Genomic DNA, 23,769 nt, shown 5'->3' on the forward strand with positions numbered 1-23,769 from the left:
TTTTAGATATTAGACGGCTTCGTAGCTGTCCGAATTACCCCAAGCTGATTTTAATAAAAAACATTATCAATAAGGAATAGGGGTGTTTTGAGGGGGTGATTAATGCAGATGGTGTGAATGGGAAGGATGTGCTTTCTGGAGTTAAGTGCAGGTAGGAGGGTATTCAAGGCAAAGCATCGGATATGAAAATGCCCCAGCGCCACGCCACGATTTAGTTCGTGCATTGCGCTGGGGTGAGGCAAATGTAGGGGGAGGGGAGGCATCGGCAAGCGCCGATGCCGCAGACTAGGCCTTTACCGTAGCCTTTTTGATCTTTACCTCTTCTGCAGGTTTGCCGTCTTCTTGGCCGCCTGGGAGACCGCCCTGCTCGCCGGTGTCTACGCCGGCCTCGGCAATCTTGTCTAGGGTCTTGAGGCCATCTTCGGTGATGGTGCCAAAGTAGGTGTAGTTAGGAGGCAACTCCGAGTCGTCGTAGTTAAGGAAGAACTGGGAGCCGTTGGTATCCGGACCGCTATTGGCCATAGCGACGGAACCGCGGGGGTAGACAACTGGGTTCTGCAAGTCCTCGTCATCAGTTTCATCGGTGGGGTATTCATTAGCAAAGCTGAAACCTGGGCCGCCGGTACCGGAACCGGTGGGATCGCCGCACTGGAGCACATTCAAGCCACCAGAGGTCATGCGGTGGCAGACGGTGTCATCGTAGAAGCCGGAGTCAGCCAGTTCCGAAATGGCGTGGGTGGTACAAGGCGCGGTGGCACGATCTAGGTTCATCTCGATCGGGCCCTGGGTGGTATCGAAGGATACGGTGACAGTGCCCTCGGTGGAAATATCCTTGCCGTCGGGCTTCTTGGCACCGTGGCCATCCTGCCCATTGTCCTTGTACTCGCACTGGACGGTTGCCGGCAGGGCTTCCGCGCGCTTGCCGCTCAAGGGCTCTGCCTTGGGGGCTTCCTGCGTGGTCTGTGCTTCCGAGGTATCTTCCGCCTGGATTTCGCCCTCAGAGCCATCGCGGGTGGAGAGGAAGTAAATTCCTCCGGCGATGCCGAGGATGACGACGAGCGAGGCTACGGCGACACCAAAAGGACGAGTCTTTTGTTTGCGGTCACGGGACTTTAGCTCGCGGTCGAGCTTGTGCATCGCGTCTTCTCCGCGCTTTTTATTATCTGGCACCGTGGGACAACCTTTCTAGCGATTATCGGTGACGTGTCTCAACTAGGACGATTTTAGCGGCTTTGCGGACGTGGGGCTGACTTGGCTCGGGGATTGGCATTAGCAAAAAGCGGTGAGCTATAGCGGGGAAGCAAAAGTATCAGTACGCTCGGGGCCATGGCTGAAGTTAAATTTTCTGACGAACCTACCCAAACCGCTGGTGAACTTCCCGCAGTAGGGGAGTCCATCCCAGAGTTCACCCTCGTTGGCACCGACCTTTCTGAGGTCACCAATAAGGATTTCGAGGGCAAGCGCCTCGTTATCTCGATTTTCCCTTCCATCGATACCGGCGTGTGCCAGCAGCAGCTGCGCACCTTTAACGAGAAGGCCGCGGGCCTGGACAACACCGTTGTCTTGTCTGTCTCTCGCGACCTTCCCTTCGCGCTGGATCGTTTCTGCGCCGCAGAGGGCATTGAAAATGTGGACACCGCCTCCGATTTCCGCTCCGATTTTGGCGAGAAGTTCGGCGTGACCTTGCAAGGCTCCCCACTCAAGGGCCTATTGGCACGCTCCGTTGTAGTCACCGACGCTGACCACAAGGTCATCTACAACGAGTTGGTGCCGGAGGTAACCACTGAGCCGGACTACGACAAGGCTCTTGCAGCCCTGCAATAAAGCTTTAAGCTGGCAGGATCTTTAAATCCAGCACCCAGCCTTTCCCCATAACCCACCGTGGTTGAGGGCGCGAAGGCTGGGTGCTTTTTGCATGCTTGCGCGGCCTTGAATCAAGAAGGCTGATGCGTGCGGGGTGCTCAAGGGGCGGTTCTCGTTAGACTTGAGGCATGGACGTTCAAGGATTTACTGCAGGCCCATTTCGCACAAATACCTATATCGTGGCGGAGGGAAAGCGCGCTTTCATCGTGGATCCGGGCATGGATTCCATGTCACAGGTTCTATCTTACGACTATGACTATGAAGCCATCGTGCTCACGCACGGGCACATTGACCACACCCGCGAGGCTGGGGACTTGGCACAAAAGCTCGATATCCCCGTTTATATTCATCCCGCAGATAGGTTCATGTTGGATTCTGGGGAGGGCGTCTCTGCCCAGGTGCAGGAGCTATTCCAAGCCTCGAGCATGGTACCCATTGCCGATCTCCGCGAACTCCACGGTGGGGAAGAACTGGAGCTAATCGGGAATACATTTACCCTCCAACACGCCCCTGGGCATTCGCCGGGGTGCGTATTGATCATTTCGGATACTTTTGCCCTTACCGGTGATGTACTTTTTGCCGGGGGAATGGGGCGCGTCGATCTTCCGGATTCTAATCCACAGGCCATGCTTGATTCATTGGCGGGCCCGGTGTGGGATTTAGACGATGAGCTGGACATTCTTCCCGGCCACGGCCCAACCTCGACCATGCGTGAGGAGAGGGCGACCAACCCATTCCTGCGAAAATCCCATGGGGTACTCTAGTGACCATGAGTGAAGAGAAGCGGTTCCAGGCACTGTCCGCACCGAAGGGTGTGCCAGATTATTACCCACCAGAGTCTGCGACTTTTTATAAGGTCCGCCAGACCATGGTGGAACAGGCGCATCTTTCCGGCTTTCAGCACATTGAATTGCCCATTTTTGAAGATACCGCGCTCTTTGCCCGCGGCGTGGGCGAATCTACCGACGTGGTCTCCAAAGAGATGTACACCTTTGCAGATCGCGGCGATCGCTCTGTGACCTTGCGCCCGGAGGGAACTGCGGGCGTTATGCGCTCGGTCATTCAACACAATTTGGATCGCGGTCAGCTGCCGGTAAAGCTGAACTACAGTGGGCCGTTCTTCCGCTATGAGCGCCCGCAGGCGGGGCGCTACCGCCAGCTTCAGCAGGTTGGCGTGGAAGCCATTGGCGTTGACGATCCAGCACTTGATGCTGAGGTCATCGCCCTGGCGGATCGCTCCTACAGAGCCCTGGGGCTGAGCGGGTTCCGCCTGGAATTGACCAGCTTGGGCGACCGGAATTGTCGGCCCGCCTACCGCGAAAAGCTGCAGGAATTCCTGTTCAAGCTGGACCTTGATGAGGAAACCCGCCGCCGCGCGGAGATCAACCCCTTGCGTGTCTTAGACGATAAGCGCCCGGAAATGCAGGAGCAGCTTGCCGATGCCCCCTTGATGCTCGACTACCTCGACACCGAGTGCCGCGAGCACTTTGAGACCGTAACCGGCATGCTGGAGGATATGGGCGTGGCATACGAAATCAACCCCCGTATGGTGCGCGGCTTGGACTACTACACCAAGACTTGCTTTGAATTCGTCCACGATGGCCTGGGTGCGCAATCCGGTATTGGCGGCGGCGGCCGCTACGACGGCCTGATGGCGCAGCTTGGCGGGCAAGATCTCTCGGGCATCGGCTATGGCCTCGGCGTTGACCGCGCCATCCTCGCCCTAGAGGCGGAGGGAATCACCTTAGAAGGCAGTGATTCCCGCGTGGATGTCTATGGCATTGCCTTGGGTACAGCGGCGAAGCGCCGCATGACCGGCATCATCAATGACCTGCGCAAGGCGGGAATCGCGGCGGATATGTCCTTTGGTGATCGCGGCCTCAAGGGCGCGATGAAGGGCGCTGACCGCGCGGGCGCGCGCTTTGCTCTGGTCCTGGGAGATCAAGAACTAGAAAACGGTACCGTTGCGGTGAAGGACTTGGCGGCCCACGAGCAACGCGATGTTGAGCTATCGCGGCTGGTTGCCATTTTAGGACGGGATCTAGAAAGCTAAACGCAGGAGTAAAAAAGGGGGGGGGCACCGAGTAAATTCGGTGCCCCCCTTTTGTGTGTTTTTAACTGATTAGCACTCCACCTGGGAAACGCTAAAGCCCATCGTCTTAGCCAAGCCGCCGAGGGAGGTCTCCTTGTACTTGGAGAGCATATCGCGGCCCGTATCTGCCATGGTTTGTACGGCGTTATCCAGGGTGACGTGGTGGGTGCCTTCGCCCATCATTGCCATGCGGGCGGCGTTAATGGATTTCACCGCGCCGATGGCGTTGCGCTCAATACAAGGGATCTGCACTAGTCCGCCGACCGGGTCACAGGTAAGGCCGAGGTTGTGCTCAAGGGCGATCTCTGCCGCATTTTCCACTTGGGCGGGGGTCGCACCAAGGAGTGCTGCCATTCCCGCAGCGGACATGGATGAGGCGGAGCCGACTTCGCCCTGGCATCCCACTTCGGCGCCGGAAATGGAGGCGTTCTGTTTGATGATCATGCCGATTGCGCCTGCGGTGAGCAGGTAACGGCGTGCGGATTCACGGCAGAAGCCACCATGGAAGTCGCGCGCATAGTGCAGCACTGCGGGAATGATGCCGCAGGCGCCGTTGGTGGGCGCGGTAATAACGCGGCCGCCCGCGGCGTTTTGCTCGTTGACCGCTAAGGCGAAGAGATTGACCCATTCCATGGCGGAGAAGCCAGAGTGTGGGTCATTTTTCTGCTCGAGCAGCTGCGCATACATCTTGGGGGCGCGCCGCGGTACCCGGAGGCCACCGGGCAAGATGCCCTTGGTGGAAATACCATCGGTCACGCATTCGCGCATGATGTCCCATACGAGGTCCAAATGGCGCAGGACAAAATCCGCGCCGCCTTCGTCCTTGTGAAGTACTTCCTCATTGGCGAGGACAATTTCCCAAATATCTTTGTCGTTGGCCTCGCAGAGGTTGAGCAGTTCTTCGCCGGTGGTGAACTCATATGGCACGGTGTCTTCTACGGTTGCTGCGGCAACGCCGGCGGGCACTTCGTGGCTATCGGCGACCTCTGCATCGAGCTCTTTGCGGGAGAGGATGAAGCCGCCGCCGACGGAGAAGTACTGTTCATCTTCAGCAAGGATATTGCCATCTGCATCCCAGGCCTGGAAGATCATGCCATTGGGGTGCTGGGGCAGTGGCTCGTTGTCAAAGGTGATTTCGTAGTCGACGCTGCCAGAAGGGCCAGAAATGGTGCCTTCGCTGGGGATTGTGCCGCCGGCTTGCGGCTCGGCATCGATAGGAACGGTCAGCGGCTCCCAGCCGGCGAGTCCTAGGATGACGGCGCGGTCAGAGGCGTGGCCGCGTCCGGTGGCGGACAGCGAACCGCGCAGTTCCGCAGATACGCGGGCGGGGTGGGTATCGAGGGATTCTAGAAATTGCTTCGCGGCGCGCATCGGTCCAACCGTGTGCGAAGAGGATGGACCGATGCCGATGGCGAAAATGTCAGTAACGCTAATAGTCATGGTGAAAGCCTTAAGAAACCTTTCTTCGTTGCAAGAGAGTTAACAGTCCAAGAGCATGAAAAAGAGTTTTTCTCAGGCGCGGGGATCCGAGTCGAACATTCTAAAATTCAAGCGTAGAGAAATATGTGACATGTATCAATTTTAGAATATGCGATAGGTATTGCGGCGCTAGTGCTTTCCGTCGTATTGGGACAAAATCTGCTCAAACGGCAGGAATTCCTCGTCCGCTCCGATTCCAGTAGGGCGGGAATGGGGGCTGGGTTTGGGGGCATCGGCAAGCCCGGCAACCCGATCCGTGGGACGGATCATCTGATCCGCAAGCTGCGTGGCGGCACGCTCGATGCGGCTGCGAATGCGCGTGCCCTCGGCGGTGCCCAGATCCTCGGTTGCCTGGAATATGCCGGTCGGAACGACGTGGGCGTGCAGGTAATTCAACAGGGGGCGCAGCGCATAGTCCAAGATGAGCGCGTGGCGCGGGGAACCGCCCGTAGCTGCCACGATGGTGGGCAGCTCCTCCAAGGCGTGCGCATCCAAGACATCAAAAAACATTTTGAACAGCCCGGAGTAGCTGCCTTGGAACGCTGGCGTGACGGCAATAAAACCATCGGCCGTAGAAAGCAGCTCTTTTGCTTCATCTAATTGGGGCGTCGGGGCCGCCCAATTAGTCATGGCCGTTGCCAATTCAGAAGAAAGGCTGCGCACCTCAATGATGTGGGTGGTCACGCCTTCTCCGCGCGCGGAAATCTTTGCTTCGGTGGCTTCTGCAATAGTTTCAGCTAATTGCCGGGTAGACGATGGCTCCGAGAGCCCAGCCGTGAGGACAACCAAAGATCGCATTGCTTAGTCCTCCTTTCCAGGGCTTACGCGAAAGTGTGGGGAATCTGGGTGTTGCTTGAGCGTGGCATGCGTCGGTGGATCTGAGGGTACATGGTCTGGTCGTCGCTGCTCAAAGCGCCGACGGAGCTCCGGGACGACTTGCGTGCCAAGAATTTCTATCTGCTTGAGCACCACTTCTTGCGGCAGCCCCGCGTGATCAACGAGGAAAAGCTGGCGTTGGTAATCGCCCACATAGTCCGCAAATTTCAGGGTGCGCTCAATAACCTGCTCCGCAGTGCCCACGGTCAGCGGGGTGTAATCGGTAAATTCCTCAAGGCTCGGACCGTGCCCGTACACGGGTGCGTTATCGAAGTACGGGCGGAAGAACTTCTTTGCTTCCTCTTCAGTATCGCCAATAAATACCTGGCCGCCGAGCCCCACGATGGCTTGGTCGGCTTGGCCGTGGCCATAAGAGGCAAAGCGGCGCCGATACATGCTGACCATCTTGGCTGTGTGTTCTTGATTCCAGAAAATATTATTGTGGAAGAATCCGTCGCCGTAATAGGCGGCTTGTTCTGCAATCTGCGTCGAGCGAATGGAGCCGTGCCATACAAACGGCGGGACGCCATCAAGGGGAGCCGGGGTAGAGGTAAACGCCTGCAATGGGGTGCGGAATTTGCCCTCCCAGTTGACGCTATTCTCCCGCCACAGGCGGCGCAGCAAGTGGTAATTTTCCACGGCCAACGGGATGCCTTGGCGGATATCTTTGCCAAACCACGGGTAGACGGGGCCAGTGTTGCCGCGTCCCATCATCAGGTCCACGCGGCCGCCGGAGAGGTGCTGTAAGAAGGCGTAATCTTCCGCGATCTTTACCGGATCATTGGTGGTAATCAGTGTGGTGGAGGTAGAAAGCTGCAAGCGCTCGGTCTGCGCTGCGATATAGGCTAGGTGGGTCGTCGGAGAAGACGGAACAAAGGGCGGATTGTGGTGCTCGCCGGTCGCGAAGACATCGAGCCCAACTTCTTCCGCCTTGAGCGCGATTTCCGTAATATTGCGGATTCGCTCCGCCTCTGACGGGGTTTCGCCCGTCGTTGGATCGGTGGTCACGTCTCCGACCGTAAAAATGCCAAATTGCATGATATCCCTTTCTACCCTTGCTGCGTACCTGTAATCATTGTACGTGACATGTCAACAACGCGGAAAGGGGAGATTATTCCCAGCGGGGTAAAGAGGGGGCCGGGAGTTAGCTATAGACCCCGCGCCCCAAGGTGTCGCACTCAGCCATCCGGCCGGAATTATAACCAGCAAGGAAAGCTCGCTGGCGTTGCTCGGAAGACCCGTGCGTCCACGCATCGGGTTGGACCTGCCCGGTGGAACGGCGCTGAATATTATCGTCACCCACAGCCTGCGCCGCGGTGACAGCGTCAGCGACCTGCTGCTGAGAAATCGGCTCCAGCAGCGCATCCTCGCCCTTATCCGCGTGAGAAGCCCAAATACCTGCGTAGCAATCTGCCTGGAGCTCGATTTTTACAGCGTTTGAATCCGCGCCGGGGTCGTTATAGTCAGAAAGCTGCAGCGTGCCCTCAAGCTGCTGGATATGGTGGCCAAACTCGTGGGCGACGATGTACATCTGCGCGAACGGGGCATTGTGTGCACCGTAGTTGCTCAGCGAATCAAAAAATGTGGTGTCGAAATACGCCGATTGATCGGCGGGGCAATAAAAGGGGCCAGTGGCTGAAGATGCGGTGCCGCAACCGGAAGTGGTGGAACCATTAAAAATCACCCGGCCAGGGTTGGTGTATTCGATGCCGGCCTGCTCGGGCAGCTCGGCGGTCCACACGTTATCCACGCTCATGGCGGTGAACATGACCCGGCAGTCATCGTATTTATTGCCATCTTCTGCCGTTTGGCAGTGGTCGAAGGCAGAATCATCGGCGCCAGAGTGGGTGCCAGATTGTGACTGTTCATTGCCCAGCAGGGCGCCAATATCGGAGGGGTTTCCTCCCAATAAGAGGTAGAGCCCTACAAGCACGACGGAACCGATGCCGCCGCCTATGGCGAGGCCACCGCCACCGCCGGAGGTTGCGCGCTGGCCATCGAAATCGGCACCAGATTTAAAGGTCATGTCTAGATAGTGCCATACCTTTTCGGCCGCGGCAGTGCGCAGCGAGCCCATTTATTCCCGGCAGGGTTAGCGGTGCCGGGGCCGCGTGCCTGCGCGGTGGCTTAATTGGGCTTAATAGGGGCGAAAGTGGCGGTGGGATGTAGAATTGGCCAAGTTCCTAGTCTTGTGCTTGGTTGGGCGCGCGCTGTTTACGCGTGGCTGGACCCGCAAGTAACTCCATTTCAGAAGGGATTGAATAATAGTGCTGCGTACCCATTTGGCCGGTGAGCTCCGCAAAGAACTGGCAGAAGAGACCGTAACCCTAACCGGTTGGGTCTCTCGTCGCCGTGACCACGGCGGCGTCATCTTCATTGACCTGCGCGATCGTTCCGGCATTGCCCAGGTAGTCTTCCGTGAATCCGATGTGGCAGAGCGCGCCCACGACCTGCGTTCGGAATACTGCGTCAAGGTCACCGGCGTGGTCGAGCCGCGCCCTGAGGGCTCGGAAAACCCGAACCTGCCTTCCGGAGACATCGAGGTCAACGTGACCGACCTGGAGGTGCTCAACAAATCCGCAGCGCTGCCCTTCCAGGTAGATGATCCCTCCGCCTCTGGCGAGGTAGGCGAGGAAACCCGCCTGAAGTACCGCTACTTGGATCTGCGCCGCGAGCGCCAGGCAAAGGCACTGCGCCTGCGCTCTGCTGCCAACCGTGCGGCTCGTAACGTGCTGGATAAGCACGACTTCGCTGAAATCGAAACCCCTACTTTGACCCGTTCCACCCCGGAGGGTGCGCGCGACTTTTTGGTCCCTGCCCGCTTGAAGCCGGGTTCGTGGTACGCGCTGCCGCAGTCGCCGCAGCTATTCAAGCAGCTGCTGATGGTGGCCGGCATGGAGCGCTACTACCAGATTGCGCGCTGCTACCGCGATGAGGACTTCCGCGCAGACCGCCAGCCGGAATTTACCCAGCTGGACGTGGAGATGTCCTTCGTGGACCAAGACGATGTCATCGCGCTCGGTGAAGAGATCGTAAAAGAGCTGTGGAAGCTCATCGGCTACGATATTCAGACCCCAATCCCGCGCATGACCTATGCCGATGCCATGAAGTACTACGGCTCCGATAAGCCGGACCTGCGCTTTGATATCAAGATCGTCGAGTGCACCGAGTTCTTCAAGGACACCACCTTCCGCGTCTTCCAGAACGAATACGTTGGTGCCGTGGTCATGGACGGCGGTGCATCGCAGCCGCGCCGCCAGTTCGATGCATGGCAGGATTGGGCCAAGCAGCGCGGCGCCAAGGGGCTTGCTTATATCACCGTCGCAGAGGACGGCACCCTGGGCGGGCCAGTGGCCAAGAACATTACCGATGCTGAGCGCGAGGGCATCGCCGAGCACGTGGGTGCAAAGCCTGGTGACGCCATCTTCTTCGCAGCCGGCGATACCAAGTCTTCCCGCGCGCTTTTGGGTGCGGCCCGCGGCGAAATCGCCAAGAAGCTCGACCTCATCAAGGAAGGCGACTGGGCCTTTACCTGGGTCGTTGACGCCCCGCTCTTCGAGCCTTCTGCCGATGCCACCGCGTCCGGCGACGTGGCCTTGGGCCACTCCAAGTGGACCGCGGTGCACCACGCCTTCACCTCGCCGAAGCCGGAGTGGATCGATACCTTCGACGAGACCCCGGGCGAGGCCACGGCCTATGCCTACGACATCGTCTGCAACGGCAACGAGATCGGCGGCGGTTCCATCCGTATCCACCAAGAAGATGTGCAAAAGCGCGTCTTTGAGGTCATGGGCATCGGCGATGAGGAAGCACAAGAGAAGTTCGGCTTCTTGCTCGACGCCTTCTCCTACGGCGCACCGCCACACGGCGGCATCGCCTTTGGCTGGGACCGCATCGTGTCCCTCTTGGGCGGCTTTGACTCCATCCGCGACGTGATTGCCTTCCCGAAGTCCGGTGGCGGCGTGGATCCGCTTACCGATGCCCCCGCACCGATCCCTGCCGCACAGCGCAAGGAAACCGGCGTGGACTTCAAGCCGGAAAAGAAAAAGAACGGCGAAGAGGCAAAGGCCGCGAAAGGGCAGGAGAACTAGCCTTTAGGCTTGCCATCACGACACCATTTTTAGGTTAAGCGGGGCGCGCGCCCTCGCCGCAGCAGAAACTTGTGCGGTGAGGGTGTGGCCCCCGCTTTGTGGTGGAGGGCATACTGGATAGAACTATGGTTGATACACAGACAGTGCTTTCGACCGATGAGGTCATTGGTGCCGCATCGGAAATGTTGTCGCGCCGTTTTGGCGGCACGCCAGAAATGTCAGACATTGAGGATTTAGGCGGATCTGGCAATGCCTTAGTCCTGCGCGCAAAAGTTGCCCCTAGCGCCTTTTTGCCGCATCGCTCTGTGGTTATCAAATACAATCCAGTAACCGGCTACGGCGTTGATGACGCAGCGATGCTGCGCGAGGTCGTGGCCTACCAATTCACCACCGCCTTAGCAGAAGACGTGCGCCCAGGGCCGGTGCTCCTCGCACACGATTTAGACCGGCGCATCATCGTCCTGACTGATTTGGGCGAGGCCGAAACGCTCTCGGATGTGCTTTTGGAATCCTCCGATGAGGATCGCATTCGGATCCTGCGCTCTTTGGGTACGGCATTGGGGCATATCCACGTGGGCACCGCGGATCACGAGCAGGATTTCGAAACCCTGCTCAACCGCACGTTGCGTCATAACCCGGAATACGCCGATCACCAATCCGTGCGCGATCAATCCTTGTATCGTTCCATCGGCATTGGGCTCAATCTGCTCGATGAGGCAGGGCTCAAGGCCCCGGAGAGCTTCCGCAGTTTGGCCGATCAAGCCGCCGAATCCCTCGCCTCTGGCAAGGATAGGGCCTTTACCCCCTTCGATCTTTCGCCGGATAACATCATCGTCTCCAAGCGCTTGCACTTCTTGGATTACGAATGGGCGGGCTTTAGAAACGTGGGCTTTGACGTCGCCTGCGTTATCGCTGGCTTCCCGCAGTTCCTGTTTTCTAAACCAATTACGGATAAGGAAGCAGATACATTCCTCGCGGCATGGTCGCGCGAGGTATCTGAGGTATGGCCGCGCTTTGCCGATGAAGAAGAGCTGCACGGCCTTATCGTCGGCTCCCTCATCGGCTGGGCTCTGTCCAGCGTGATCACGATGCACGCTGGCGGAATTGAGGGATTGGTTGCCCTTGCTAGCGGTGACGCGGAGATTGTCCATGACCCAAAGCGTTCGATCCTGCGCCCGCCGGAAAGCGGGCCTTTTAATGAGGACGAACTATTGGTGCGCCAAGACCTCTATGAAACCTTTGACGCGCTCGCGCGCTACGCCGCCCAATGCGGGACCGCACCGTGTACGGCCATCGCGGAGTTTGGCAACTTGGTTGCCCGCCGCGTCCACGACGACTAATCACTACACCTTTTTGGGGAGCTAAAACCACATGAGCCAGGATTCTCTCTTCGGCGCCTCTCCCAATGCTGGCGGCAGTAAGGGAGGCGATGGCTCGGCATCGTCTTTTCCCACGGCCAATCTCTTTGCCACGCACTCCGGTTCGCCCTTGGCCGCGCGCATGCGTCCACAGACCCTAGAAGAAGTCGTGGGGCAAGACCACCTCCTTGCTCCCGGCAAGCCGCTGCGCCGCCTCGTCGAAGGATCTGGCGAGGCCTCGGTCATTTTGTATGGTCCGCCCGGGACCGGTAAGACGACGATTGCCTCGCTCATCGCGAGCCAGATGGGCCAAAACTTCGTTGGTCTCTCCGCCCTTGATTCAGGGGTAAAACAGGTCCGCGAAGTCATTACCCATGCCCGGCAGGAACTCATCCACGGCCGCAGGACGGTGCTTTTTATTGATGAGGTGCACCGCTTCTCCAAAACCCAGCAGGACGCCTTGCTGGCAGCGGTGGAAAACCGGACGGTCCTGCTCGTTGCAGCGACGACCGAAAACCCATCCTTCTCGGTCGTCTCGCCGTTGCTGTCCCGCTCGCTCCTCCTGCAGCTGCACTCGCTGAGCGAGGAGGATCTCAAGGGCGTAGCGCGCCGCGCGCTAGACAGCGACCGGGGGCTTGGGGAGCGCGACTTGACCATTACTGATGAAGCCTTAAACCAGCTCGTCGTGCTCTCTGGGGGCGACGCTCGGCGCAGTCTGACCTACCTCGAAGCGGCCGCGGAAGCAGTTGACGATGGCGGCGAGATCACCGCGGCCACGATTACGGATAACGTGAATCGGGCGGTGGTGCGCTATGACCGCGACGGCGATCAGCACTACGACGTGACATCCGCTTTCATCAAGTCCATCCGCGGCTCTGATGTCGATGCCGCGCTGCACTATTTAGCGCGCATGGTTGAGGCCGGCGAGGATCCGCGGTTTATTGCCCGCCGTCTGATGGTTCACGCCTCAGAGGATATTGGCATGGCTGATCCCACGGCCTTGCAAGTCGCAGTCGCGGCCGCAGAGGCGGCGCAACTGATCGGCTTACCGGAAGCGCGCATCCCATTGGCGCAGGCAACGATTCACTTGGCGACGGCGCCGAAATCGCCGTCCGTTATCGCTGCCATTACTAAGGCGCAGGCCGATGTCGCGGCCGGCAAGGTGGGCCACGTGCCGCCGCACCTGCGCGATGGGCACTATGAGGGCGCCAAGCGGCTGGGAAATGCAACGGGGTATTCCTATCCCCACGATGATCCGCGCGGGGTAGTGGAGCAACAATACCTGCCCGATGAGCTCGAGGGCACCGTATATTATGAGCCCACCGAGCACGGCGCTGAGAAGCGAATCTTTGACTATATTGGCCGTTTGCGCAGGATACTTCGCGGCAAGCGCCGCTAAGTGCGAACCGGCTCGGCCGGTTTTGGACCCACCGATGGGCAAGACCTGCCCACCAGTAGGTAAAGTTGGGTGGGTTAGAAAGCTTCTTGATGGAAGATAAAAGCTTAGACAGTTAGGATTATTGCTCGTGAAGACTCATGAGATCCGGGAACGGTTTACCCAGCACTTCGTCAATTCTGGTCACGAGGTTGTCCCCAGCGCCTCTTTGATCCTGGATGACCCTAACCTGCTTTTCGTTAACGCGGGCATGGTGCCCTTCAAGCCCTATTTCTTGGGCCAGCAGACCCCACCATTTTCCCAAGGCCTTGCCACCTCTATCCAAAAGTGCGTGCGCACCTTGGATATTGAGGAGGTGGGCATTACCACCCGCCACAACACCTTCTTCCAAATGGCGGGTAACTTCTCCTTTGGCCAGTACTTCAAGGAAGGCGCCATTTCCAATGCATGGAACCTGCTGACTAAAGACGTCGCCGACGGCGGCTTTGGCCTTGACCCAGAGCGCCTGTGGGTCACCGTGTACCTCGATGATGATGAGGCAGCGGAAATCTGGCGCGATAAGATCGGCGTGCCAGAAGAGCGCATCCAGCGCCTGGGCATGGAAGATAACTACTGGTCCATGGGCGTGCCGGGACCATGTGGGCCCTGCTCGGAAATCTATTACGATCGCGGGTCCGAATACGGCAAGGATGGCGGCCCGATCGCAGACGATAACCGCTACATGGAGATCTGGAACCTCGTGTTCATGCAAAATGAGCGCGGCGAGGGGACCGGAAAGGGCGATTTTGAGATCGTCGGAGAGCTGCCGAAGAAAAACATCGATACCGGCTTAGGCATCGAGCGCGTCGCCTGCCTGTTGCAGGGAGTAGACAATGTCTACGAGACCGACCTGCTGCGCCCGGTTATTGACGTTGCCGAGGAGCTTACCGGCGCCACCTACGGCGAGAAGGCAACGCAGCAGGATAATATCCGCTTCCGCGTGGTGGCTGACCACTCGCGCACTGGCATGATGCTTATCCTGGATGGCGTTACCCCAGGTAATGAGGGCAGGGGCTATATCCTGCGCCGCTTGCTGCGCCGCATCATTCGCTCAGCAAAGCTGCTTGGCGCCGAAGGCCCCACCATGGAGCGCTTCATGAATACGGTCATGGACACGATGACCCCGTCTTATCCTGAGATTGCGGATAACCGCGAGCGCATCCTCCGCGTGGCCATCAATGAGGAAAAGGCGTTTTTGAAGACGCTGGAGTCTGGCACCAAGCTTTTCGATGAAGCCGTAGACGACCTGCGCTCCACCCACCGCGCGAAGACCCAAAAGGTGCTCTCCGGTGATAAAGCCTTTGAGCTGCACGATACCTACGGTTTCCCCATCGACCTCACCCTGGAAATGGCGCAGGAGGCCGGCCTTGACGTGGACATGGAAGGCTTTAATGCCGCCATGGGCGAGCAGCGCCGCCGCGCCAAGGCCGATAACCAGGCCAAGAAGCACGGCCACACCGACCTCTCCTTGTACCGCGATTGGGTGGATAATAACCCCACCGTGTTTACCGGTTATGAGGAACTGGTCTCGGGCGCGAATGTCATCGGCCTGGTCAAAGACGGCCAGAAGGTTAACGAGGTGCACGAGGGCGATGAGGTTGAGGTCATTTTGGACCACTCGCCGCTCTACGCTGAGTCCGGCGGACAGATGGCTGACCGCGGCCGCATTTCTGCGGGCGAATCCCTCCTGGAGGTCAATGACGTCCAAAAGATTGGCAAGAAGCTGTGGGTACACAAGGCTTCCGTTACCGCCGGTGGGCTCGACCTTGGCATGTCCGTCGAGGCTTCCGTCGATGAGAAGTGGCGCCACGGTGCGACCCAGGCGCACTCGGCCACTCACCTCATTCACGCCGCCCTGCGGCAGGTGCTGGGACCCACAGCCGTGCAGGCAGGCTCGCTTAACCGTCCGGGCTACCTGCGCTTCGACTTCAACTACACCGAGCAATTGAGTCAGGAGCAAATGGAAGAAATCGCCCTGATTACTAACCAGGCGATCGACTCCAATATGGCCGTCAACACCATCGAGACCTCGCTGGAAGAGGCCAAGGCGATGGGTGCCATGGCGCTTTTCGGTGAAAACTACGGCAACCAGGTACGCGTGGTGGAAATCGGCGGACCATTTTCCATCGAGCTCTGCGGTGGTACCCACGTTGGTTCCTCGGCAGAAGTCGGCCCCGTTTCCGTACTGGGTGAGTCCTCGGTAGGCTCTGGTGCCCGCCGCATTGAGGCCTACTCCGGCATGGATGCCTTCCGGTACTACTCCAAGGAAACCGCGCTGGTAGAAGGCGTATCCCGCGAGCTGAAGGTGCAGTCTGAGGAGCTTCCAGAGCGTATTTCGCAGCTTTCGGAGCGCCTGAAGGCCGCCGAGAAGGAAATCGAGGTCCTGCGCAAGGCGCAACTGACCGCACGCGCCTCTGAATTCATCGACTCGGCTACCGATGTCAATGGCATCAAGACCATTACGCTCCAGCTTCCCGATGGCACCTCGGGCGGAGACCTGCGCACCGTGGCCACCGATATCCGCAACCGCATGAAGGATACGGCAGCGGTCATCGTGCTCGGTGCGGTGGATAAGGGCAAGTTCCCGTTCATTGCGGCCGCTACGGCCAAGGCGGTGGACGAGGGCGTGAAAGCTGGGGACATCGTCAAGCGCCTCGGCGAATACGTCAACGGTCGCGGCGGCGGCAAGCCAGACATGGCGCAGGGCTCAGGCACTGCGCCGGAAGGTGCGCAGCGCGGCTTCGAAGCCGTCAAGGATCTTTTGCAGTCGCGCTAAGGAATCATTGTGGCAAAAGTTGAACCAGATTCCCCCGGAGTAGGTGACCCAGGCGAAGGCCGGCGGTTAGCACTCGACGTGGGCACAGTGCGAATTGGCGTCGCGGTATCCAACCGCGAGGCCACCCTCGCTACCCCTGTGGAAACCGTTCCCAGGAAGACCGGTTTCAAAGACCGCGATCAAGAAGACATTGATCGAATTCTGGAGCTTATTGAGGCATATTCCGCGGTAGAAGTCATTGTTGGTTTGCCGCGTGATTTACAAGGAAATGGGTCAAAAAGTGTAAAACACGCGAAAGAAATTGCGTTTCGGATTCGACGCCGCTTGAATCAAGATGAAAATATAGATAAAGTTCCACCACCAGTACGCTTGGCTGATGAACGTTTGACGACGGTAGCGGCAACCACCGCGCTGCGCGCGTCCGGCGTGTCCGAAAAGAAGGGCAGAAAAATCATTGACCAAGCTGCAGCGGTGGAAATACTACAGTCCTGGCTGGATGGGCGTGCTAACGCGCTCCGCTCGGATGATGCAGTAGCCCAGCCTTCAAACTCAGGAGACTAAACACGTGAGCCGTAACCAACAACGCCTCGGGCGATCGATGGATGATAAGTACGTCAAGCGGCGCCAGCGCGGCATCGCCGTGGTGGTCGCATCCGTCATCGTCATTTTAGGAGCTCTGATTTACATCGGAGTACGCATCGGCACTTCTTCGGCCGACTACGAAGGGGCCGGTAACGGCACCACGCAATTGGTGGAGGTCCCCGAAGGGTCGTCTATGTCCGAGCTGGGCCCCACGCTCGTGGATAAGAATGTGGTCAAGACCCAAGAGGCATTCGACTCCGCGGCGTCGATGAACCACAGCGCCAGCCAGATTCAGCCTGGCTTCTACCGCCTGCAGGAAGAAATGAGCGCGGCGAATGCGGTAGAGGCATTGCTCGATGAAAACAACCGTGTGGACATGCTTGAGGTCCAAGGCGGTGCCACACTGGAGGACGTAAAGGTCGTCGGCGGTGACGTGCGCTTCGGTATCTACTCTTTGATCTCCCAGGTCAGCTGCGATGACGGCAATTGCCTGGACAAGGAAGAACTGGAAAAGGCGGCGGCAGAAACCGATCCTAAGGAGCTCGGCGCACCCGATTGGGCACTTGACGCAATTAAGAAGCGCGGCAATGACCCGAAGCGTATTGAGGGCCTGATTGCCCCTGGTCAGTACGTGCTTGACCCGAATATGAGCGCCGAGGATATCCTGAAGGACCTCATTACCCGCTCTGCCAAGCGCTATGAGGAAACCGATATCGAAAATCGTGCCAAGGCCATCGGTCTGTCGCCATACGAGCTTTTGACCTCTGCGTCCTTGGTTGAGCGTGAGGCGCCTGCCGGCGAATTCGACAAGGTCGCTCGCGTCATCCTGAACCGCCTTGACGAGCCCATGCGCCTAGAGTTCGACTCCACTGTGAACTACGGGCTGGAAGACGTTGAGCTTGCCACGACCGATGAGGCTCGTGCGGAAAAGACGCCGTGGAATACCTACGCCAAGGAAGGCCTGCCGGATACGCCGATTTCCTCGCCGTCTGATGAGGCAATCCGCGCCATGGAAGAACCGGCCGATGGTAGCTGGAAGTTCTTCGTCACCGTGGATAAGGACGGCACCACCGTGTTCTCTGATACCTACGATGAGCACCTAGACCGCGTGGACGATGCCATCCGCTCCGGCGTCCTCGACTCGCAGCGCGAGGGCGAAGGAGCAGGTGCCGGCAACGGCGATGCCGCCTCGGAGCAACCGGCTGAATAGGCCGTAGGCCGCAGTCAGAAAGGTAGAGATGACCCCATGCCGCGCGCCGCAGTACTCGGTAGTCCCATCGCTCACTCTTTATCGCCTATCCTGCACAACGCAGGGTATGGCGCAGTCGGGCTCAAGGACTGGTCCTATACCCGCTTTGAGGTTACGGCCGATACCCTCGCCCCATTTTTGGAAGATTGTGGTCCCGAGTACCGCGGCTTTTCCGTGACCATGCCCGGTAAGTTCGCCGCGCTCGAGGTTGCGGAAGAACAAAGCGAGCGTGCACAGCTCATCGGTTCTGCCAATACCTTGGTTCGCACCCAGCACGGCTGGCGCGCGGACAACACAGATACTGAGGGCGTGCGCGGCGCCCTGCAAGAACTCATTGGGCTTCGGCCCGTGTCTCAGGCCCTTATCATCGGTGCGGGTGGAACCTCCCGTCCGGCGCTGTGGTCTTTAGCAGAACGCGGAATCGATCAGGTCACCATCTTGAACCGCTCGAACCGCCAAGCAGAACTCCAGCCCTTGGCGGACCGGCTGGGACTGAATCTGCAGTACGCTACTTTTGACGATGATCTCGAGGATCTTTCCCGGTCAGCGGATTTGATTATTTCCACCGTGCCTTCGGCCGCCTTAGAGGACTATCGCTTCCGGCTTGCGCATGCGCCCGTACTCGATGTGATTTATCATCCGTGGCCCACGACGCTCGCCGCCTGCGCCGCTGCGAATGGCTATTTCACCGTGGGTGGGCACGTCATGCTGGCACATCAAGCATTTAGTCAATTCGAGCAATTCACCGGTCTTACCGCACCACGCGAAGAGATGGTTGCGGCACTGCAGGAAGAGCTTCGCCTTCGCAATCTCTAATCATTCTGGGAATACGCCCATGTGCGCCGCCGTGCCATGAAGAGTGGCAGGGCGGCGCTTAGCCTTATGTCATGGGGATTTTCGGGGGAATAGTTTATGGCCTGTGGGCGTCTGTGTTGTCCTGGTGGGATATCCGCGAGCGGCGTTTGCCGGATGTGCTGACCATCCCGGCTGGGCTTTTATCTGTCACTTTTTTCAATTGGGGCGGTTTATTGTGGCCAGTACTGTACCTCCTAGTGGCTCTGCGGGGTGCTGGCATCGGCGGGGGAGATATTAAATTGGCCTTGCCGTTGGGCATGCTCGTTGGTGCCACAGCAGGACCATTGGCCGTCCTCATGGCCTGTGGTGGCGCCGCTGTACTCACATTGCTGGCAAGCGGTATCGCGAGCGTCAAGGGCGGCGTGCCTCACGGTCCCTCGATGGTGGTATCCGCTGGGCTGGCTATGGTGGTTTATCCCCTCATTGAGGGGGAGGCGAATATATTGGGGTGCCTAGTTGCTCCTTGTGGATAGGAGCCGTGCGATAATACCCGCATGCTTCGTTGGACTACCGCTGGTGAATCCCACGGCCAGGCACTGATCTCCATGCTGGAGCACATGCCGGCCGGAGTGCCCATTACCCGTGCTGATATTTCCTATCAGCTTGCACGGCGCCGCCTAGGATATGGCCGCGGCGCGCGCATGAAGTTCGAAGCCGATGAGGTAACGCTGCTCGGCGGCGTCCGCCATGGGCTGACGATTGGTAGCCCCATTGCCATCATGATTGGCAATACTGAATGGCCGAAGTGGACTACCGTCATGTCTGCAGATCCCATCGATATGGAGGATGAGGACGTAGCGAAGGCGATGAATTCGGGCCGGGGTGCACCCTTGCAGCGCCCGCGCCCAGGCCACGCTGATTTCGCGGGCATGGTGAAATATAACCACAGCGAGGCCCGCCCCATCTTGGAGCGCTCTTCTGCCCGGGAAACCGCCGCACGTGTTGCAGCCGCAACGGTAGCGCGGAACTTCCTGCGGGAAACGTTGGGCGTTGAGGTCTTCTCCCACGTGATTTCTATCGGCGCATCGCAGCCCTATACCGGCGCTTCCCCGAGCTTTGCGGATATCGAGGATATTGATAATTCTCCGGTGCGCGCCTTTGACAAAGACGCCGAATCGGCGATGATTTCAGAGATTGAAACCGCAAAGAAGCAGGGCGATACCTTAGGCGGAATCGTAGAGGTGATCGTCGATGGCCTACCTATTGGTCTCGGCTCACATATCTCCGGCGATGACCGCTTGGATGCGCAGCTTGCCGGAGCCTTGATGGGTGTTCAGGCCATCAAGGGCGTAGAAATCGGCGATGGCTTCGAAGAGGCACGTCGACGCGGCTCCGAAGCCCACGATGAGATGGTCCGCACTGAGGATGGTGTCACAAGGCTAAGCAACCGGGCCGGGGGCTTGGAAGGCGGCATGACTAATGGACAGCAATTGCGTGTCCGTGCTGCTATGAAACCTATTTCCACGGTGCCGCGCGCCTTGCACACGATTGACATGGAAACAGGTGCGGATGCCACTGCAATTCACCAGCGTTCAGATGTCTGCGCCGTGCCGGCAGCAGGAGTGGTGGCTGAAGCCATGGTCTCACTCGTGCTAGCGCGCGCAGTTTTAGATAAATTTGGCGGGGATAGCTTGAGCGAAACCTCCCGCGCCATTGCTGCATATGAAGAATACGTATCGCAGCGTCTCGCCTTTAACCAGGAGTAAATGATGACAACGCCAACCGATGTAACGGGACAGCCACATCCTTGCGTCGTTTTGATTGGCCCGCCAGGTGCGGGAAAATCCACGATTGGCCGCCGGCTTTCGCATGCGCTGAATTGCGATCTGGTGGACTCGGATCACCTGATTGAAATGGCCGAGGGAAAACCCTGCGGCGAGGTCTTTAGTGAGAGAGGCGAACCAGCGTTTCGCGAGCTTGAGGCCGAACATGTCGCTGCAGCCCTGCAAAAGGGCGGGGTAGTAAGCCTTGGTGGGGGCGCGGTGATGACGGCCTCCACGCGTGAGCTTTTGGAGCGCCACACCGTCGTATTCCTCGATATTTCCGCAGAAGAAGGCGCGCGCCGCACGGCCGGCGATCGCAATCGTCCGGTGCTAGCAGCGGATAAACCAGTTGAACATTATCGCTCTATCGTGGAAACGCGCAGGCCCTTCTACCTGGAGGTAGCCGATTTCCGCGTGCGCACGGATACTCGCTCCCCGCAGCAGGTCGTGGGCGATATCCTGGGCTTTTTAGAAACCCTCTAGGCGGGGAGTTACACCTATCCGCGCAATCCTGCAGGCTATCGCTCCGTAGAAAGGACACCATCATGCCCACCATCGCCGTTAACGGGCCGAGCCCTTATGAGGTCCGCATAGGAGCTGGACTCAGCGAAGATATCGCACGGCGCTGCGCGGACACAGGCGCTGATAAGGCAGCAATCATCTTTCAGCCGGCCCTGCGCACCGCAGCAGAAGAGCTCGCAGCATCCGTTGAAGCACACGGCGTCATCCCAGTCTTGTGCGAGGTGCCGGATGCTGAGGCGGCCAAGCAACTTAGCGTGGTGGGAGGCGTATGGGACCGCCTTGGTGAGGCCGGCTTTAGCCGCAGCGATGTCGTCATTGGTTTAGGCGGCGGGGCAACCACGGACATGGCAGGTTTTGTCGCTGCCGGGTGGATGCGCGGAATCAAAGTGATTCAGGTCCCTACGACCCTTCTTGCCATGGTTGATGCCGCGGTGGGCGGGAAAACTGGAATTAATACGAAGGCCGGGAAGAATCTCGTCGGCGCCTTCCACGAGCCGGATTCTGTATTCGTCGATCTGGAGCGCCTAGAGACCCTCCCACAGGCGGAGATCGTGGCTGGTTCTGCTGAGATCATTAAGACTGGGTTCATTCATGATCCGGTCATTGTGCAGCACTACGTGGAAAATCCAGGTGCTTGCCTTGACCCACGCGGTGTTCTGCCCGAATTGATTGAGCGATCCATCGCGGTAAAGGCTGCGGTGGTGGGAGAAGATCTCAAGGAAGCCGGGCTGCGCGAGACCCTCAACTATGGGCATACCTTTGGCCACGCCGTGGAAAGGCAGGAAAAGTATGTGTGGCGCCATGGCAACGCGGTAGCCGTAGGGATGATGTTCATTGCCCATCTTTCCCACCACCGGGGCCTCATAGATGCAGAACTGGTGGATATGCACCGCAACATCTTGAGCAATATCGGCCTGCCCACGAGCTATCAACCGGGCAAATTCGCGGAATTATATGAGGCAATGACCCACGATAAGAAAAACCGCGATGGGAAGATACGTTTCGTGGCGCTCACCGGTATCGGCGCGACGACGCGGATAGAGGGTCCGACGCGCGAAGAACTAGAAGCGGCGTATGCCGCCATCACGGAGTAGATATGAAAATCGTTGTTCTCAATGGCCCGAACCTAAATAGGTTGGGCAAGCGCCAACCGGACGTATACGGTTCCACGACGCTAAGCGATGTTGAAAAGCTCGTGTCTGAGCGTGCGGCGAAGCACGGGGCAGACATCGAGTTTTTCCAGTCTAATTTTGAAGGCGAGCTCATCGAGAAGGTCCATGCGGCCGCCGATGCTGGTAGTGCGGTCATCATTAACCCAGGTGGTCTGACGCATACCTCCGTTGCTTTGCGCGATGCCTTGGCAGAAATCGCCGATGGCGCAGGCTTCGTCGAGGTGCATATCTCCAACGTGCACGCCCGCGAAGAATTCCGCCATCATTCTTATTTGAGCCCCATTGCCCGCGGCGTCATCGCCGGCCTGGGGGTCTTTGGGTACTGCGCCGCGGTGGATTATTTGTGCCAATAATTGCCGGCCCGAGTCGCGCCTTTTCGGGTGCAGGCGGTAAGTAGGTACTGAACCTAGCCATCGTCGCCGCGGAAATAGATATAGTGGAAGAATAAATTTTTACACTTCAATACGATTCCCGCAAAGGATGATTCTATGGCACTTGCAGATACCCGCTTCAGCGATCGCCGCCGGAAGTTAGCCGCCGAATTAGCTGGTCAGCGCATTGATGCGGTATTGGTAACCCACTTAATCCACGTCCGCTACTTGTCCGGGTTCTCCGGCTCCAACGGTGGGCTTTTGCTGCGCAAGGATCTCTCCGCTCTCATGGCTACCGATGGCCGCTATACCACCCAGATTGCCCAGGAAGTTCCGGATCTAGAAGCTGTAGAGGGCCGTGCTGTAGGCAAGGTGCTCTTGCAGCAGTTCGATGATGCTCAGTCGCCGGTTCGCGTCGGTTTTGAGGCTGACTACATGTCTGTATCGGAATTGGAAGAGCTGAAGGATTCTGCACCGGATGGGGTCACCTTGGTACCCATTTCTGGAATCATCGAAGATATCCGCATCACGAAGGATCCCGTAGAGCTGGAAAAGCTGGAGGAGATCGCGGCGCTTGCTAATCAGGCGTTGGAAGACCTCATTTCCGCCGGCGAGCTGCGGGCGGGCCGCACGGAGCGCGAAGTTGCTGCTGACCTAGAATTTCGCATGCGCATCCTGGGATCGGAGCGGGTGAGTTTCGATACCATCGTGGCCTCTGGTCCGAACTCTGCGATGCCGCACCACGGCGCGGACGATCGCGTGATTGAAGATGGAGACTTGGTCACCATCGATTTCGGCGCTCACCTGCGCGGATTTAACTCTGACTGCACCCGCACCTACGTCGTGGGCACGGCAAATGACTTTGCCAAGGAGATCTACGATGTGGTGCTGCGCGCCCAGCAGGCCGGTGTCGAGGCTGCGGTTGCGGGCACGTCGCTTTCCGATGTCGACGCCGCCTGCCGCACCATCATCGCCGACGCCGGATACGGCGACTACTTCGTGCACTCCACCGGGCACGGCGTGGGCTTGGACGTGCACGAGGCCCCCTTTGCCGCCACGACCGGTAAGGGAGAACTGGCCCCGGGAATGACACTCACCATCGAACCGGGCGTATATGTGCCAGGCAAGGGTGGCGTACGCATCGAAGATACGCTCATCATCACCAATGGAGCCCCAAAGATCATTACCGCCGCTTCCAAGGACTTTAAGGAGCTGCCGGCATAGGTAGGCTTGGTCCCGTAACTCCTCCCTCCTAAGGGCGGAGATTTTAGGGGGTACCGGTGGC

At 58.6% G+C, this 23,769-nt stretch carries 21 protein-coding genes; 16 read left to right on the plus strand and 5 right to left on the minus strand.

Going from position 1 to position 23,769, the window contains the following annotated elements:
* Positions 1-285 precede the first annotated feature (285 nt).
* Positions 286-1,170 (minus strand): peptidylprolyl isomerase, encoded by an 885-nt coding sequence (locus tag ABRP88_RS01700; protein WP_284769715.1) that lies wholly within the window; start codon positions 1,168-1,170, stop codon positions 286-288.
* Positions 1,171-1,326: 156 nt separating this feature from the next.
* Here ABRP88_RS01700 and tpx point away from each other — a divergent pair, with 156 nt between their 5' ends.
* The 3 genes from tpx (at position 1,327) to hisS (ending at position 3,916) form a co-directional block, all read left to right on the plus strand.
* Positions 1,327-1,824, plus strand: a complete 498-nt coding sequence (gene tpx / locus ABRP88_RS01705) for a thiol peroxidase (protein ID WP_284769716.1) — start codon at positions 1,327-1,329, stop codon at positions 1,822-1,824.
* Between the two features lie 167 nt (positions 1,825-1,991).
* The gene (locus ABRP88_RS01710; RefSeq protein WP_349835898.1) at positions 1,992-2,627 is read left to right on the plus strand and encodes an MBL fold metallo-hydrolase; all 636 of its coding nucleotides are present in this window, start codon (positions 1,992-1,994) and stop codon (positions 2,625-2,627) included.
* Between the two features lie 5 nt (positions 2,628-2,632).
* Positions 2,633-3,916 carry a histidine--tRNA ligase gene (gene hisS, locus ABRP88_RS01715; RefSeq protein WP_349835900.1) on the plus strand — a complete coding sequence of 428 codons (1,284 nt, stop codon included), beginning with the start codon at positions 2,633-2,635 and terminating at the stop codon, positions 3,914-3,916.
* A gap of 69 nt (positions 3,917-3,985) precedes the next feature.
* On the opposite strand, the gene ABRP88_RS01720 is transcribed toward hisS, so the two are convergent.
* From ABRP88_RS01720 to ypfJ, 4 genes are all read right to left on the minus strand, one after another.
* Complete coding sequence (locus ABRP88_RS01720) at positions 3,986-5,395, minus strand: L-serine ammonia-lyase (RefSeq protein WP_284784204.1); 1,410 nt, start codon at positions 5,393-5,395, stop codon at positions 3,986-3,988.
* A gap of 168 nt (positions 5,396-5,563) precedes the next feature.
* The gene (locus ABRP88_RS01725; protein WP_349835901.1) at positions 5,564-6,232 is read right to left on the minus strand and encodes an FMN reductase; all 669 of its coding nucleotides are present in this window, start codon (positions 6,230-6,232) and stop codon (positions 5,564-5,566) included.
* 3 nt (positions 6,233-6,235) lie between these two features.
* Positions 6,236-7,348 (minus strand): LLM class flavin-dependent oxidoreductase, encoded by a 1,113-nt coding sequence (locus tag ABRP88_RS01730; RefSeq protein WP_284769721.1) that lies wholly within the window; start codon positions 7,346-7,348, stop codon positions 6,236-6,238.
* A gap of 106 nt (positions 7,349-7,454) precedes the next feature.
* Positions 7,455-8,336 carry a KPN_02809 family neutral zinc metallopeptidase gene (gene ypfJ / locus ABRP88_RS01735; RefSeq protein WP_284851651.1) on the minus strand — a complete coding sequence of 294 codons (882 nt, stop codon included), beginning with the start codon at positions 8,334-8,336 and terminating at the stop codon, positions 7,455-7,457.
* Between the two features lie 241 nt (positions 8,337-8,577).
* On the opposite strand from ypfJ, the gene aspS reads away from it, so the two are divergent.
* The 13 genes from aspS to ABRP88_RS01800 all read left to right on the plus strand — a co-directional run bounded on the left by aspS (position 8,578) and on the right by ABRP88_RS01800 (position 23,708).
* Positions 8,578-10,401: an aspartate--tRNA ligase gene (gene aspS, locus ABRP88_RS01740; RefSeq protein ID WP_349835902.1), complete on the plus strand. Its 1,824-nt coding sequence runs from the start codon at positions 8,578-8,580 to the stop codon at positions 10,399-10,401.
* Positions 10,402-10,526: 125 nt separating this feature from the next.
* A complete protein-coding gene (locus ABRP88_RS01745) occupies positions 10,527-11,741 on the plus strand; it encodes a phosphotransferase family protein (protein ID WP_284853213.1) in 1,215 nt (404 codons plus the stop codon).
* Between the two features lie 31 nt (positions 11,742-11,772).
* The gene (locus ABRP88_RS01750) at positions 11,773-13,158 is read left to right on the plus strand and encodes a replication-associated recombination protein A (protein ID WP_349835903.1); all 1,386 of its coding nucleotides are present in this window, start codon (positions 11,773-11,775) and stop codon (positions 13,156-13,158) included.
* Positions 13,159-13,285: 127 nt separating this feature from the next.
* Positions 13,286-15,970: an alanine--tRNA ligase gene (gene alaS / locus ABRP88_RS01755; protein ID WP_349835905.1), complete on the plus strand. Its 2,685-nt coding sequence runs from the start codon at positions 13,286-13,288 to the stop codon at positions 15,968-15,970.
* Positions 15,971-15,979: 9 nt separating this feature from the next.
* A complete protein-coding gene (gene ruvX, locus ABRP88_RS01760; protein WP_284769727.1) occupies positions 15,980-16,531 on the plus strand; it encodes a Holliday junction resolvase RuvX in 552 nt (183 codons plus the stop codon).
* 37 nt (positions 16,532-16,568) lie between these two features.
* Positions 16,569-17,762 carry an endolytic transglycosylase MltG gene (mltG, locus tag ABRP88_RS01765; protein WP_349836037.1) on the plus strand — a complete coding sequence of 398 codons (1,194 nt, stop codon included), beginning with the start codon at positions 16,569-16,571 and terminating at the stop codon, positions 17,760-17,762.
* 36 nt (positions 17,763-17,798) lie between these two features.
* The gene (locus ABRP88_RS01770) at positions 17,799-18,617 is read left to right on the plus strand and encodes a shikimate dehydrogenase (protein ID WP_349835906.1); all 819 of its coding nucleotides are present in this window, start codon (positions 17,799-17,801) and stop codon (positions 18,615-18,617) included.
* Between the two features lie 71 nt (positions 18,618-18,688).
* On the plus strand, positions 18,689-19,129 hold the full coding sequence (locus ABRP88_RS01775; protein ID WP_349835908.1) for a prepilin peptidase: 441 nt from the start codon (positions 18,689-18,691) through the stop codon (positions 19,127-19,129).
* 21 nt (positions 19,130-19,150) lie between these two features.
* Positions 19,151-20,362, plus strand: coding sequence for a chorismate synthase (gene aroC, locus ABRP88_RS01780; protein WP_349835910.1), 1,212 nt, complete (start codon positions 19,151-19,153; stop codon positions 20,360-20,362).
* Positions 20,363-20,902, plus strand: coding sequence for a shikimate kinase (locus ABRP88_RS01785; RefSeq protein WP_349835912.1), 540 nt, complete (start codon positions 20,363-20,365; stop codon positions 20,900-20,902).
* 62 nt (positions 20,903-20,964) lie between these two features.
* Complete coding sequence (gene aroB / locus ABRP88_RS01790) at positions 20,965-22,035, plus strand: 3-dehydroquinate synthase (protein WP_349835913.1); 1,071 nt, start codon at positions 20,965-20,967, stop codon at positions 22,033-22,035.
* A 2-nt stretch (positions 22,036-22,037) separates the two neighbouring features.
* Positions 22,038-22,466, plus strand: coding sequence for a type II 3-dehydroquinate dehydratase (aroQ, locus tag ABRP88_RS01795; RefSeq protein ID WP_284784178.1), 429 nt, complete (start codon positions 22,038-22,040; stop codon positions 22,464-22,466).
* Positions 22,467-22,601: 135 nt separating this feature from the next.
* Positions 22,602-23,708: an aminopeptidase P family protein gene (locus tag ABRP88_RS01800; RefSeq protein WP_349835914.1), complete on the plus strand. Its 1,107-nt coding sequence runs from the start codon at positions 22,602-22,604 to the stop codon at positions 23,706-23,708.
* Positions 23,709-23,769 lie beyond the last annotated feature (61 nt).

The sequence above is a fragment of the Corynebacterium sp. KPL2734 genome, from assembly GCF_040225595.1.
GTDB classification, from domain to species: Bacteria; Actinomycetota; Actinomycetes; order Mycobacteriales; family Mycobacteriaceae; genus Corynebacterium; species Corynebacterium rhinophilum.

Excerpts from the sequence above, each read along its gene's own strand:
- aroC (WP_349835910.1), top strand. The coding sequence starts at position 19,151 with ATGCTTCGTTGGACTACCGCTGGTGAATCCCACGGCCAGGCACTGATC.
- ABRP88_RS01800 (WP_349835914.1), top strand. The coding sequence starts at position 22,602 with ATGGCACTTGCAGATACCCGCTTCAGCGATCGCCGCCGGAAGTTAGCC.
- aroQ (WP_284784178.1), top strand. The coding sequence starts at position 22,038 with ATGAAAATCGTTGTTCTCAATGGCCCGAACCTAAATAGGTTGGGCAAG.
- ypfJ (WP_284851651.1), bottom strand. The coding sequence starts at position 8,336 with ATGACCTTTAAATCTGGTGCCGATTTCGATGGCCAGCGCGCAACCTCC.
- ABRP88_RS01730 (WP_284769721.1), bottom strand. The coding sequence starts at position 7,348 with ATGCAATTTGGCATTTTTACGGTCGGAGACGTGACCACCGATCCAACG.
- hisS (WP_349835900.1), top strand. The coding sequence starts at position 2,633 with ATGAGTGAAGAGAAGCGGTTCCAGGCACTGTCCGCACCGAAGGGTGTG.
- ABRP88_RS01785 (WP_349835912.1), top strand. The coding sequence starts at position 20,363 with ATGATGACAACGCCAACCGATGTAACGGGACAGCCACATCCTTGCGTC.
- ABRP88_RS01725 (WP_349835901.1), bottom strand. The coding sequence starts at position 6,232 with ATGCGATCTTTGGTTGTCCTCACGGCTGGGCTCTCGGAGCCATCGTCT.
- tpx (WP_284769716.1), top strand. The coding sequence starts at position 1,327 with ATGGCTGAAGTTAAATTTTCTGACGAACCTACCCAAACCGCTGGTGAA.
- ABRP88_RS01750 (WP_349835903.1), top strand. The coding sequence starts at position 11,773 with ATGAGCCAGGATTCTCTCTTCGGCGCCTCTCCCAATGCTGGCGGCAGT.
- mltG (WP_349836037.1), top strand. The coding sequence starts at position 16,569 with ATGGATGATAAGTACGTCAAGCGGCGCCAGCGCGGCATCGCCGTGGTG.
- ABRP88_RS01745 (WP_284853213.1), top strand. The coding sequence starts at position 10,527 with ATGGTTGATACACAGACAGTGCTTTCGACCGATGAGGTCATTGGTGCC.
- ABRP88_RS01720 (WP_284784204.1), bottom strand. The coding sequence starts at position 5,395 with ATGACTATTAGCGTTACTGACATTTTCGCCATCGGCATCGGTCCATCC.
- aroB (WP_349835913.1), top strand. The coding sequence starts at position 20,965 with ATGCCCACCATCGCCGTTAACGGGCCGAGCCCTTATGAGGTCCGCATA.
- ABRP88_RS01775 (WP_349835908.1), top strand. The coding sequence starts at position 18,689 with ATGGGGATTTTCGGGGGAATAGTTTATGGCCTGTGGGCGTCTGTGTTG.
- ABRP88_RS01710 (WP_349835898.1), top strand. The coding sequence starts at position 1,992 with ATGGACGTTCAAGGATTTACTGCAGGCCCATTTCGCACAAATACCTAT.
- ABRP88_RS01770 (WP_349835906.1), top strand. The coding sequence starts at position 17,799 with ATGCCGCGCGCCGCAGTACTCGGTAGTCCCATCGCTCACTCTTTATCG.